This is a genomic window from Pseudomonas sp. FEN (genome assembly GCF_904067045.1).
GTDB lineage: Bacteria > Pseudomonadota > Gammaproteobacteria > Pseudomonadales > Pseudomonadaceae > Aquipseudomonas.
This window is the reverse complement of sequence record NZ_CAJFDC010000001.1, coordinates 490,418-502,707: the sequence shown is the minus strand read 5'-3', so window position 1 is coordinate 502,707 and position 12,290 is coordinate 490,418. Positions and strand designations below refer to the sequence as shown.

Annotated in this window: 9 protein-coding genes; all 9 read left to right on the top strand. The window is 61.7% G+C overall.

Going from position 1 to position 12,290, the window contains the following annotated elements; genetic code table 11:
* The first annotated feature begins 7 nt into the window (after positions 1-7).
* The gene (rnhB, locus tag PFEN_RS02430; protein WP_263596582.1) at positions 8-634 is read left to right on the top strand and encodes a ribonuclease HII; all 627 of its coding nucleotides are present in this window, start codon (positions 8-10) and stop codon (positions 632-634) included.
* 71 nt (positions 635-705) lie between these two features.
* Complete coding sequence (dnaE, locus tag PFEN_RS02425) at positions 706-4,227, top strand: DNA polymerase III subunit alpha (RefSeq protein WP_191485439.1); 3,522 nt, start codon at positions 706-708, stop codon at positions 4,225-4,227.
* A gap of 149 nt (positions 4,228-4,376) precedes the next feature.
* Positions 4,377-5,324: an acetyl-CoA carboxylase carboxyltransferase subunit alpha gene (locus tag PFEN_RS02420; RefSeq protein ID WP_191485438.1), complete on the top strand. Its 948-nt coding sequence runs from the start codon at positions 4,377-4,379 to the stop codon at positions 5,322-5,324.
* Positions 5,325-5,366: 42 nt separating this feature from the next.
* Entirely contained in the window at positions 5,367-6,695 is a 1,329-nt protein-coding gene (gene tilS / locus PFEN_RS02415; RefSeq protein ID WP_191485437.1) for a tRNA lysidine(34) synthetase TilS, read from the top strand.
* A gap of 273 nt (positions 6,696-6,968) precedes the next feature.
* On the top strand, positions 6,969-8,600 hold the full coding sequence (locus PFEN_RS02410; RefSeq protein ID WP_191485436.1) for a CTP synthase: 1,632 nt from the start codon (positions 6,969-6,971) through the stop codon (positions 8,598-8,600).
* Positions 8,601-8,618: 18 nt separating this feature from the next.
* Positions 8,619-9,464 carry a 3-deoxy-8-phosphooctulonate synthase gene (gene kdsA / locus PFEN_RS02405; protein ID WP_191485435.1) on the top strand — a complete coding sequence of 282 codons (846 nt, stop codon included), beginning with the start codon at positions 8,619-8,621 and terminating at the stop codon, positions 9,462-9,464.
* A gap of 189 nt (positions 9,465-9,653) precedes the next feature.
* A complete protein-coding gene (gene eno / locus PFEN_RS02400) occupies positions 9,654-10,943 on the top strand; it encodes a phosphopyruvate hydratase (RefSeq protein ID WP_191485434.1) in 1,290 nt (429 codons plus the stop codon).
* 171 nt (positions 10,944-11,114) lie between these two features.
* On the top strand, positions 11,115-11,393 hold the full coding sequence (gene ftsB / locus PFEN_RS02395; protein WP_191485433.1) for a cell division protein FtsB: 279 nt from the start codon (positions 11,115-11,117) through the stop codon (positions 11,391-11,393).
* Positions 11,390-12,100 carry a 2-C-methyl-D-erythritol 4-phosphate cytidylyltransferase gene (gene ispD, locus PFEN_RS02390; protein WP_191485432.1) on the top strand — a complete coding sequence of 237 codons (711 nt, stop codon included), beginning with the start codon at positions 11,390-11,392 and terminating at the stop codon, positions 12,098-12,100. The genes ftsB and ispD overlap by 4 nt, the downstream gene beginning before the upstream one ends.
* The last annotated feature ends 190 nt before the right edge of the window (positions 12,101-12,290 follow it).

The window sequence follows — 12,290 nt, the reverse complement described above, 5'->3', positions numbered from 1 at the left end:
TGTAAAGATGCAGATGGGATTGGATTTCACCCTGGTGGCCGATGCCGAAGACCTGGTTGCCGGTGTCGATGAAGTCGGCCGCGGCCCGCTCTGCGGCGCGGTGGTCACGGCGGCGGTGATTCTCGATCCCCAGCGCCCGATCCTCGGCCTGAACGATTCGAAGAAACTCACCGAAGCCCGGCGCGAAAAACTCTACGACGAAATCCGCGAAAAGGCCCTGAGCTGGTGTATCGCGCGTGCCGAAGTGGAGGAAATCGACGAGTTGAATATTCTCCATGCCACCATGCTCGCCATGCAGCGGGCGGTCGCGGGTCTGCACATCCAGCCCAAGCTGGCGATGATCGACGGCAACCGCTGTCCGAAACTGCCGATGCCGGCGGAGGCGGTGGTCAAGGGCGATGGCAAGGTGCCGGCTATTGCGGCGGCGTCGATCCTGGCCAAGGTCAGCCGTGATCGTGAAATGGCTGCTTTCGAATCGATCTACCCCGGTTACGGCATTGGCGGGCATAAGGGCTATCCGACACCTGTGCATCTGGAAGCCTTGAACCGCCTGGGGCCGACCCCGATTCACCGGCGTTCGTTCGCACCGGTACGCTTGGCCTGGGAGGCCCGCGAAGGTCTCGTCGGGTTTTAGTCTGCTGATGTTTTAGCCAAGGCCCGGTACAATCCGGGCCTTGTCGTTTTTCATGCTTCTACAGGATCACTATGCCGGCTTCATTCGTTCATCTGCGCCTGCACACTGAATACTCCCTGGTCGACGGTCTGGTCCGGATCAAGCCACTGGTCAAGGCCCTCACCGGCATGAACATGCCTGCCGTGGCGGTGACCGACCAGAACAACATGTGTTCCCTGGTCAAGTTCTACAAGGCCGCCATGGGCGCCGGGATCAAGCCGATCTGCGGTGCCGACCTGTGGCTGTCGAACAAGGACCCCGATGCGCCGCTGAGCCGTATCAGCCTGCTGGTGATGAACGCGCTCGGCTACCGTAACCTCACCGAGCTGATTTCCCGCGGCTTTATCGATGGCCAGCGCAACGGCATGATCATCATCGAGCGCGAGTGGGTGGCCGAGGCCAGTGAAGGCCTGATCATGCTCTCGGCGGCCAAGGAGGGCGAGATCGGCATGGCCCTGCTCGGCGGCGACGTCGCGGAAGCCGAAACCCTGGCCCGCGACTGGATGGCGGTGTTCCCGGATCGCTTCTACCTGGAAATCCAGCGCACCAACCGTCCCAACGACGAAGAACAGTTGCACGCCGCCGTGGCCCTGGCCGAGAAGCTGGGCGCGCCGCTGGTCGCGACCAACGACGTGCGCTTCATCAAGCAGGAAGATTTCGAGGCCCACGAAACCCGCGTCTGCATCGGTGAAGGCCGGGCTCTTGACGATCCGCGCCGCTCGAAGAACTACAGCGACCAGCAATACCTCAAAAGCGCCGAGGAAATGGCCGAGCTGTTCAGCGACCTGCCCGACGCCCTGGAAAACACCGTCGAGATTGCCAAGCGCTGCAACATCGAAGTGAAGCTGGGCAAGCACTTCCTGCCCAACTTCCCGATCCCGGAAGGCATGACCATCGATGAATATTTCCGCAAGGTGTCCTTCGACGGCCTTGAGGAGCGGTTGTCGGTGCTGCTGCCCCGGGACACCACCGAAGACTACGAAAGCAAGCGCCAGGTCTATGTCGACCGGCTGAATTTCGAGCTGGATATCATCATCCAGATGGGCTTCCCCGGCTACTTCCTGATCGTGATGGACTTTATCCAGTGGGCCAAGAACAACGGCGTGCCGGTCGGCCCCGGCCGGGGGTCGGGTGCCGGGTCGCTGGTGGCCTACGTGCAGAAGATCACCGACCTCGATCCACTGGAATATGACCTGCTGTTCGAACGTTTCCTCAATCCGGAACGGGTTTCCATGCCCGACTTCGACGTCGACTTCTGCATGGACGGTCGCGACCGGGTGATCGACTACGTGGCCGAGAAGTATGGCCGCAACGCGGTGAGCCAGATCATCACCTTCGGTTCCATGGCCGCCAAGGCCGTGGTCCGTGACGTCGCGCGGGTCCAGGGCAAGTCCTATGGCCTGGCGGACCGCCTGTCGAAGATGATCCCCTTCGAAGTCGGCATGACCCTGGAAAAAGCCTACGAGCAGGAAGAAATCCTCCGGGACTTCATCAAGGTCGATGAAGAGGCGGCGGAAATCTGGGAGATGGCGCGCAAGCTCGAAGGCGTGGTGCGTAACGTCGGTAAACACGCCGGTGGCGTGGTGATCGCGCCGACCAAGCTGACCGACTTCTCGCCGATCTACTGCGACGAGGCCGGTGATGGCCTGGTGACCCAGTTCGACAAGGACGATGTCGAGGCCGCCGGTCTGGTGAAGTTCGACTTCCTCGGCCTGCGGACCCTGACGATCATCGACTGGGCGCTGAAGACCATCAACCGTGACCGCGCCAAGGTCAATGAGCCGCCGCTGGATATCGCCTTTATCCCGCTGGACGACAAGCCGACCTACAGCCTGCTGCAGAAGGCCGAGACCACGGCGGTATTCCAGCTTGAATCGCGTGGCATGAAGGAGCTGATCAAGAAGCTCAAGCCCGACTGCCTGGAAGACCTGATCGCCCTGGTGGCCCTGTTCCGTCCGGGGCCACTGCAGTCCGGCATGGTCGACGACTTCATCAACCGCAAGCACGGTCGCGCCGAGCTGGCGTATCCGCATATCGACTACCAGTACGAAGGCCTCAAGCCGGTGCTGGCGCCGACCTACGGCATCATCCTGTATCAGGAACAGGTGATGCAGATCGCCCAGGTCATGGCCGGCTACACCCTTGGCGGCGCGGACATGCTGCGGCGGGCCATGGGTAAAAAGAAACCCGAGGAAATGGCCAAGCAGCGTGGCGGCTTTATCGAAGGTTGCGCCACTAATAATATTGACCCGGATCTGGCGGGGAACATCTTCGACCTGGTGGAGAAGTTCGCCGGTTATGGTTTCAACAAGTCGCACTCCGCCGCCTATGGCCTGGTCTCCTACCAGACCGCCTGGCTGAAGGCTCATTACCCGGCGCCGTTCATGGCCGCGGTGCTGTCCGCGGATATGCACAACACCGACAAGGTCGTGACCTTGATCGAGGAAGTGCGCAGCATGAAGCTGCGCCTCGACGCGCCGGACGTGAACGCTTCGGAGTTCAAGTTCACGGTCAATGACGAAGGCCGGATCATCTATGGCCTGGGGGCCATCAAGGGCGTCGGCGAGGGCCCGGTGGAAGCGATTACCGAAGCGCGCCAGGACGGTCCGTTCAAGGACCTGTTCGACTTCTGCGCGCGGGTCGACCTCAAGCGCATCAACAAACGCACCCTCGACGGCCTGATCCGCAGTGGTGCGCTGGATCGTCTCGGTCCGCATTTTCATGACGAGGCGAAGTCCTACCAGGCCAATATCGATCGTAACCGCGCGGTATTGCTGGCGGCGATGGAGGAGGCGATCAAGGCCGCCGAGCAGACCGCCCGAACCCATGACAGCGGCCATGCCGACCTGTTTGGCGGGTTGTTCGTCGAAGAAGACGCCGATGTCTACGCCAATCACCGCAAGGCCAAGGAACTGACCCTCAAGGAACGTCTGAAGGGCGAGAAAGATACCCTGGGCCTGTACCTTACCGGCCACCCGATCGACGAGTACGAAGGCGAGATCCGCCGTTTCGCCCGGCAGCGCATCATCGACCTGAAACCGGCCCGTGATACCCAGACGGTGGCCGGGATGATCATCAACCTGCGCGTGATGAAAAACAAAAAAGGCGACAAGATGGGCTTTATCACCCTGGATGACCGCTCGGCGCGAATCGAGGCCTCGCTGTTCGCCGATGCCTTCATGTCGGCCCAGTCGCTGTTGCAGACCGACGCCATGGTGGTGGTCGAGGGTGAAGTCAGCAACGATGACTTCTCCGGCGGCCTGCGCCTGCGGGTAAAGCGCGTGATGAGCATGGAAGACGCCCGCACCAACCTGGCTGAAAGCCTGCGCCTGAAGCTGCAAAGTGCCGCGCTCAAGGGCGATCAACTGCGCTGGCTGGGCGAGTTGCTCGGCAAGCACCGGGGCGCTTGCCCGATCACCCTGGAGTACACCAGCCCCGACGCCAAGGCGTTGTTGCAGTTCGGCGAGAGCTGGCGGATCGATCCGGCAGACAGTCTGATTCAGGCATTGCGTGACCAGTTCGGGCGAGACAACGTCTTCCTCCAATACCGTTAGGACGGTGGCGCACTGGGTGCGCGCCGACCTTGACCCTATTTTTAATCTCGACCTGAGCGCGCCATATCCCGTAAGGTAGGGCGCGATACAGATCAATCGGCCGGCCAGGCTGTGTAAAAACTACTGTGCTCGACCCAAGACGGATGCTTATGAACCCGAATTTTCTTGATTTCGAACAGCCGATCGCTGACCTGCAAGCCAAGATCGAAGAGCTGCGCTTGGTCGGTAACGACAATTCGCTGAACATCGGCGATGAGATTTCCCGCCTGCAGGACAAGAGCAACACGCTGACCGAAGATATTTTCGGCAAGCTGACCAGCTGGCAGATCGCGCGTCTGGCGCGTCACCCGCGTCGCCCCTATACCCTGGACTACATCGAGCACATCTTCACCGAGTTCGACGAACTGCATGGTGATCGGCATTTCTCCGATGATGCGGCGATTGTCGGTGGTATTGCCCGCCTGGACGGCCAGCCGGTGATGGTCATCGGCCACCAGAAAGGCCGTGAAGTACGCGAGAAGGTCCGTCGCAACTTCGGCATGCCGCGTCCGGAAGGCTATCGCAAGGCTTGCCGCCTGATGGAAATGGCCGAGCGCTTCAAGATGCCGATCCTGACCTTCATCGATACGCCGGGCGCCTACCCGGGCATCGACGCCGAAGAACGCAACCAGAGCGAAGCGATTGCCTGGAACCTGCGGGTGATGGCGCGGTTGAAGACGCCGATCATCGCCACCGTGATCGGTGAGGGCGGTTCCGGCGGTGCCTTGGCCATTGGCGTGTGCGACCAGTTGAACATGCTGCAGTATTCGACCTACGCGGTGATTTCCCCGGAAGGCTGCGCCTCGATCCTGTGGAAAACCGCCGAGAAGGCCCCCGACGCGGCCGAAGCCATGGGCATTACCGCCGAGCGGCTCAAGGGCCTGGGCATTGTCGACAAGGTGATTGTCGAGCCTCTGGGTGGCGCGCATCGCGATCCGGCCACGGCGGCGGCGTCGATCCGTGCCGAGCTCAGTGCGCAGTTGGCTATGCTGAAGAAGTTCGACAACGATGCGCTGCTGGCTCGTCGTTACGAGCGTCTGATGAGCTACGGTCTCTGATAGCGCGCGTTATCGTTCATGAGCCAGCGCGGGGGGCAACCCATGCGTCAGCCTGATATCGATCTGCCTTGCCGGTTGCTCGAAGCCCTTTCGCCCTGGCGCAATGCCCAGACCTGGCGGATCGGCTTCTCCGGCGGCCTGGACTCCACGGTCCTGCTGCATCTGCTCGCCACCCTGGCGAAAACCCGGCCCCTGCCCAGGCTTGCCGCCTTGCACGTCCACCATGGACTGCAGGCGGTCGCCGACGGCTGGCCGGCCCATTGCCAGGCGGTTTGTGACGGGCTGGGGGTGCCGTTGCAGGTGATCCGGGTCAGTGTCCAGCTCGGGGCCAGCCTTGAGCGTGCCGCCCGCGACGCGCGCTACCTGGCCTTTGCCGGTGTCACTCAGTTGCACGACGTGCTGCTGACCGCCCAGCATCGCGAAGACCAGGCCGAAACCCTGCTCTTTCGCCTGCTGCGCGGTGCCGGGGTGCGTGGCCTGGCGGCCATGCCGGGGCAGCGCGAGGTCGGTGGTGGCTATCTGGTGCGGCCGTTGCTGGAGGTTTCCCGGGCCGAACTCGAGCGCTATGCCCAGGAACACGGCCTGAGTTGGATCGAGGATCCGTCCAACAGTGACCAACAGTTCTCGCGCAACTTCCTGCGCCGGCGGATTTTTCCCGAGGTGACCGAGCGCTGGCCGCAGGCGGTGAGCAGCATGGTGCGGAGCGCCGCGCACCTGCGCGAGGCCCAGGAGCTGCTCGACGAACTGGCCGAAGTCGACCTCGACGATGCCTTGGCGCATTCCCGGCACGTCTGGCTGGGCATGCCCTCGCTGGCCCTCGACGCCTTGATCGACCTGTCCCCGGCGCGCCAGCGCAACGCCCTGCGGCATTGGCTGGCGCCCCTGACCCGGCTGCCGGACAGCGATCACTGGGCCGGTTGGGACGATCTGCGCGATGCCGCCCATGACGCCCGCCCCAAGTGGCGCCTGGCGGAGGGCGAATTGCACCGTGCCGACGAGCATCTGTGGTGGTTGAGCGGTTCCTGGTTACGCCAGCCATTGGCGAATATCGACTGGAACTGTCCGAACCGTCCGCTGGAACTGCCGGATAACGGCGAACTGCTGGTGGTCGGTGACGCGCCGCCCGGTCCTTTGCAGGTCCGCTATCGCCAGGGCGGCGAAGTGCTGAACCTGCCGGACCGCGGACACCGCGATCTGAAGCGCCTGCTTAACGAAAGTGGCGTGCCCTGGTTTGTCCGCGGCCGATTGCCGCTGCTCTATCGGGGCGAGGAATTGCTTGCCGTGGCGAACCTGCCAGGCCTGGATGGCGGGGCGTTGGGGGACTGGCATTTACATTGGCAGCCACCTTCGAGCGATCAAGGTTTGAGCTGAAAGGTGCTTTCCGGTAGACTACGCTCCCTTCTTGATACAACTTCTGTGGATTGCCAGCAATTGCAGGAGTTGCCGATTACCAGGCTGTCTTTGCCGGGCGATTCCAAAAAATGTGTAGCGCGCACCGTACCGTGGGTTTTTCCCGCGGACCGTCTCAACGCAGCAGTTTTTCGAAAGGTGCACTGTGATGATCGCAGGTAATCGGGGGCTTCGGCCTTCCTTCGCTTTCCCCGGCGGCTCGGACCGCTTTAACGCAGACTTCTAGGGTTTTTCATGACGCGCTACATATTCGTCACGGGCGGTGTTGTTTCTTCATTGGGGAAAGGCATTGCCTCGGCTTCATTGGCGGCCATCCTGGAGGCGCGGGGGCTGAAAGTCACCATGCTCAAACTGGACCCGTACATCAACGTCGATCCGGGCACCATGAGCCCGTTCCAGCACGGTGAAGTCTTCGTCACCCATGACGGTGCCGAGACCGACCTGGACCTGGGTCACTACGAGCGGTTCATCCGCACGACCATGACCCAGAACAACAACTTCACCACCGGCCGTGTCTACGAGCACGTGCTGCGCAAGGAGCGTCGTGGCGATTACCTGGGCGCCACCATCCAGGTGATCCCGCACATCACCGACGAGATCAAGCGCCGCATCATCAAGGGTGCCGGCGACGCCGACGTGGCCCTGGTGGAAATCGGCGGGACCGTGGGCGACATCGAGTCGCAACCGTTCCTTGAAGCCATCCGTCAGTTGCGTTTCGAAGTCGGTGCCAAGCGCGCGATGCTGATGCACCTGACCCTGGTGCCGTACATTGCCACGGCCGGCGAAACCAAGACCAAGCCGACCCAGCACTCGGTCAAGGAACTGCGTTCCATTGGCCTGCAGCCGGACGTCCTGGTCTGCCGCTCCGACCATCCGATCGATGTCTCGTCGCGTCGCAAGATTGCCCAGTTCACCAACGTTGAAGAGCGTGCGGTGATTGCGCTGGAAGACGCCGACACCATCTACAAGATCCCGGGCATCCTGCACTCCCAGGGCCTGGATGATTTCGTCGTCGAGCGTTTCGGCCTGCAATGCGGCGGCGCCGATCTGTCCGAGTGGGACGCGGTGGTTGACGCCAAGCTGAACCCGGAACACGAAGTCACCATCGCCATGGTCGGCAAGTACATGGAGCTGCTGGACGCCTACAAGTCGCTGATCGAAGCGATGAGTCATGCCGGCATCACCAACCGTACCAAGGTCAATCTGCGTTATATCGACTCCGAAGACATCGAAAACCAGGGCACCGCGCTGCTCGAAGGGGTTGATGCCATCCTGGTTCCCGGTGGTTTCGGCCTGCGTGGCGTGGAAGGCAAGATCACCGCCGTCCAGTTCGCTCGGGAAAACAAGGTGCCCTACCTGGGTATCTGCCTGGGCATGCAAGTGGCGGTGATCGAGTTCGCCCGTAACGTGATGGGTTGGAAAGACGCCAACTCCACCGAGTTCGATCGCAGCAGCGGTCATCCGGTGGTTGGCTTGATCACCGAGTGGGAAGACGCCACTGGCGCGGTCGAGACCCGTACCGAAACCTCGGACATGGGCGGCACCATGCGCCTGGGCGCCCAGGACTGCCTGCTCGAAGCCGGCTCGCTGGTGCACGACTGCTATGCCAAGGACGTGATCGTCGAGCGTCACCGTCACCGCTACGAAGTGAACAACAAGCTGCTGCCGCAGATCATCGAAGCCGGCCTGAAAGTTTCCGGTCGCTCCGGTGACGGCGCGCTGGTGGAAGTGGTCGAGGCCCCGGATCATCCTTGGTTCGTCGCTTGCCAGTTCCACCCTGAGTTCACCTCGACCCCGCGTGACGGCCATCCGCTGTTCAGCGGTTTCGTCAAGGCGGCCTTGGCTCAACACCAGAAGAACGCGTGATCTCGGAGAGATAGAAGCATGGCCCAAAAGATCATCCGCGTAGGCGATATCGAGATTGCCAACGACAAGCCGATGGTGCTGTTCGGCGGCATGAACGTACTGGAAAGCCGTGACATGGCGATGCAGGTCTGTGAGGAATACGTGAAGGTTACCGAGAAACTCGGTATCCCCTACGTGTTCAAGGCCAGCTTCGACAAGGCCAACCGTTCGTCCGTCAGCTCCTACCGTGGCCCAGGCCTGGAAGAAGGGATGCGGATTTTCCAGGACATCAAGCAGGCGTTCGGCGTGCCGATCATTACCGACGTCCACGAGCCGGCCCAGGCCGCCGTGGTCGCCGAGGTCTGCGAGATCATCCAGTTGCCGGCCTTCCTGTCGCGCCAGACCGACCTGGTGGTGGCCATGGCCAAGACCGGCGCGGTGATCAACATCAAGAAAGCCCAGTTTCTCGCCCCCCAGGAAATGAAGCACATCCTGAGCAAGTGCGTGGAAGCGGGCAACGACCAGTTGATCCTCTGCGAGCGCGGTTCGAGCTTCGGCTACAACAACCTGGTGGTCGACATGCTCGGCTTCGGGATCATGAAGCAGTTCGAATACCCGGTATTTTTCGATGTGACCCACGCCTTGCAGATGCCCGGCGGTCGCTCGGATTCCGCCGGTGGTCGTCGGGCCCAGGTCACCGACCTGGCCAAGGCCGGCATGAGCCAGAGTCTGGCCGGCCTGTTCCTGGAAGCGCATCCGGATCCGGACCACGCCAAGTGCGACGGACCTTGTGCCTTGCGTCTGGACAAACTGGAGCCATTCCTGGCCCAACTCAAGGCTTTGGATACACTGGTGAAGAGTTTTCCGACGGTAGAAACCGCGTAATCCTCAAATCTCCGGTAAAGTACCGCACGTTTTATCTATCGCTCTGGCCTGCCGGCCGAATGGCTCTTGTAGGAGTCGAGCTGGCTCGCGATGTTGGCGCCTCGTTCTATCAGACCGACCGCGTTATCGTTCATCGCGAGCAAGCTCGGCTCCTACAGCGTTTTCGTCAACTTTGGAGTGCTTACAACAATGGCAAAAATCGTCGACATCAAAGGTCGTGAAGTTCTCGACTCCCGTGGTAATCCCACTGTGGAAGCGGACGTGCTTCTGGACAACGGCATCATCGGCAGCGCCTGCGCGCCGTCCGGTGCTTCCACCGGTTCGCGTGAAGCGCTGGAACTGCGTGATGGCGACAAGAGTCGTTACCTGGGCAAGGGCGTGCTGAAGGCCGTCGGCAACATCAACGGCCCGATCCGTGAGTTGCTGCTGGGCAAGGACCCTTCCGACCAGAAAGCCCTGGACCGGGCGATGATCGCGCTGGACGGTACCGAGAACAAGGCGACCCTGGGCGCCAACGCCATCCTCGCCGTGTCCCTGGCTGCCGCCAAGGCCGCCGCCCAGGACCAGGACCTGCCGCTGTACGCACACATCGCCAACCTCAACGGTACGCCGGGTGTCTACTCCATGCCGGTACCGATGATGAACATCATCAACGGTGGCGAGCATGCCGACAACAACGTCGACATCCAGGAATTCATGGTTCAGCCGGTGGGCGCCAAGACCTTCTCCGAAGGCCTGCGCATGGGCACCGAGATTTTCCACCACCTCAAAGCCGTGCTGAAGGCGCGTGGCCTGAGCACTGCCGTGGGTGACGAAGGTGGTTTCGCACCGAACCTGGCCTCCAACGAAGACGCTTTGAAAGTGATCTCCGAAGCCGTGGCCAATGCCGGTTACACCCTGGGCACCGACGTGACCCTGGCCCTGGACTGCGCCGCCAGCGAATTCTACGAAGACGGCAAGTACAACCTGTCCGGCGAAGGCCAGGTGTTCAGCGCCGAAGGTTTCGCCGACTATCTCAAAGGCCTGACCGAGCGCTACCCGATCATCTCCATCGAAGACGGTCTGGACGAATCCGACTGGGCGGGCTGGAAAATTCTCACCGACAAGATCGGCGAGAAGACCCAACTGGTAGGCGATGACCTGTTCGTTACCAACACCAAGATCCTGAAAGAAGGCATCGATAAAAAGATCGCCAACTCGATCCTGATCAAGTTCAACCAGATCGGCACCCTGACCGAAACCCTGGAAGCCATCCAGATGGCCAAGGCCGCCGGCTACACCGCGGTGATCTCGCACCGTTCCGGTGAGACCGAAGATTCGACCATTGCCGACCTGGCCGTGGGCACCGCCGCGGGCCAGATCAAAACCGGTTCGCTGTGCCGTTCCGACCGCGTTTCCAAGTACAACCAACTGCTGCGTATCGAAGAGCAACTGGGTGCCAAGGCCAGGTACAACGGTCGCGCCGAGTTTCGCGGTTAAGCCGTAGATGGTAAAAAGACACTGGATTGTGTCGGAAAAGTCGCTATGGCGAGTTTTTTAGCACTAATCTGATGCTTTGATAGCACAAGCCTGGTTCTTCCAGGCTTCGTGCTATCAGTCGGTTCGAAATGGTTGGCAAGGCTGTCTTTTCCACTGGATAACTGAAATTCGATGCGCAGTCCCTATTGGTTGTTCCTCGTTCTGCTCTTGCTGCTGGCTGGCCTGCAGTATCGCCTTTGGGTGGGCAATGGGAGCCTGGCGCAGGTGGCCGACCTGACACAGCAGATTGCCGACCAGCACGCCGAAAACGAGCGTCTGCTGGAACGTAATCGCGTGCTCGACGCGGAAGTTCTTGAACTGAAGAAAGGCATGGAGACCGTTGAAGAACGCGCTCGCCATGAGCTGGGCATGGTCAAGGACGGTGAAACCCTTTATCAGCTGGCGCAATGACTGACTTCTCTCTACCGGCCTTCTGGGCCGTGATTCCTGCCGCGGGCGTCGGTGCTCGCATGGCCGCGGACCGTCCCAAGCAGTATCTGTTACTGGGCGGGCGCACAATTCTTGAACACAGCCTTGGCTGTTTCCTCGATCATCCGGGCTTGAAGGGCCTGGTGGTTGCCCTGGCGCCGCACGATCCCTACTGGCCGGGCCTGGCCTGCGCCGCGGACCCGCGTATCCAGCGGGTCGACGGCGGTGGCGAGCGGGCCGACTCGGTACTCAATGCCTTGCTGCACCTGCATACCCTGGGGGCGGCGGAGGATGATTGGGTGCTGGTCCACGATGCGGCGCGGCCGAATCTGTCGCGTCACGACCTCGACAGCTTGCTCGCGGAGTTGGCCAATGACCCGGTGGGCGGCCTGCTGGCCGTGCCGGCCCGGGACACGCTCAAGCGCGTGGACCAGCACGGGCGGGTGCTGGAAACCATCGACCGTAGCTTGATCTGGCAGGCCTATACGCCGCAGATGTTCCGCCTGGGGGCCTTGCACCGGGCACTGGCCGACAGCCTGGTGGCCGATGCGATCATCACCGATGAAGCCTCGGCGATGGAATGGGCAGGCCAGGCGCCGCGCCTGATCGAAGGGCGTTCGGACAATATCAAGATCACCCGTCCCGAGGACCTGGAGTGGTTGCGCCTGCGTTGGGCCAACCGTCACTGAGAGCCTCAAGTCTTGTGTCGTTAGCACCGGCGTCTTCACGGCGCTGCGGCGATCCGACAAGCCCGGCTCCTACCGTTCGGCGCCGTACACCTGTTTTGTGTACGACACAAACTTGTAGGAGCCGGGCTTGCCCACGAATAGTCCCTTGAGACTGGCGCCGCTCAAACGGACACCATCGCCAGCAAGGCGA

What these genes read in the sequence shown, in the direction of transcription:
- rnhB (WP_263596582.1), top strand. Translation starts at nt 8, where the DNA reads ATGCAGATGGGATTGGATTTCACCCTGGTGGCCGATGCCGAAGACCTG.
- dnaE (WP_191485439.1), top strand. Translation starts at nt 706, where the DNA reads ATGCCGGCTTCATTCGTTCATCTGCGCCTGCACACTGAATACTCCCTG.
- PFEN_RS02420 (WP_191485438.1), top strand. Translation starts at nt 4,377, where the DNA reads ATGAACCCGAATTTTCTTGATTTCGAACAGCCGATCGCTGACCTGCAA.
- tilS (WP_191485437.1), top strand. Translation starts at nt 5,367, where the DNA reads ATGCGTCAGCCTGATATCGATCTGCCTTGCCGGTTGCTCGAAGCCCTT.
- PFEN_RS02410 (WP_191485436.1), top strand. Translation starts at nt 6,969, where the DNA reads ATGACGCGCTACATATTCGTCACGGGCGGTGTTGTTTCTTCATTGGGG.
- kdsA (WP_191485435.1), top strand. Translation starts at nt 8,619, where the DNA reads ATGGCCCAAAAGATCATCCGCGTAGGCGATATCGAGATTGCCAACGAC.
- eno (WP_191485434.1), top strand. Translation starts at nt 9,654, where the DNA reads ATGGCAAAAATCGTCGACATCAAAGGTCGTGAAGTTCTCGACTCCCGT.
- ftsB (WP_191485433.1), top strand. Translation starts at nt 11,115, where the DNA reads ATGCGCAGTCCCTATTGGTTGTTCCTCGTTCTGCTCTTGCTGCTGGCT.
- ispD (WP_191485432.1), top strand. Translation starts at nt 11,390, where the DNA reads ATGACTGACTTCTCTCTACCGGCCTTCTGGGCCGTGATTCCTGCCGCG.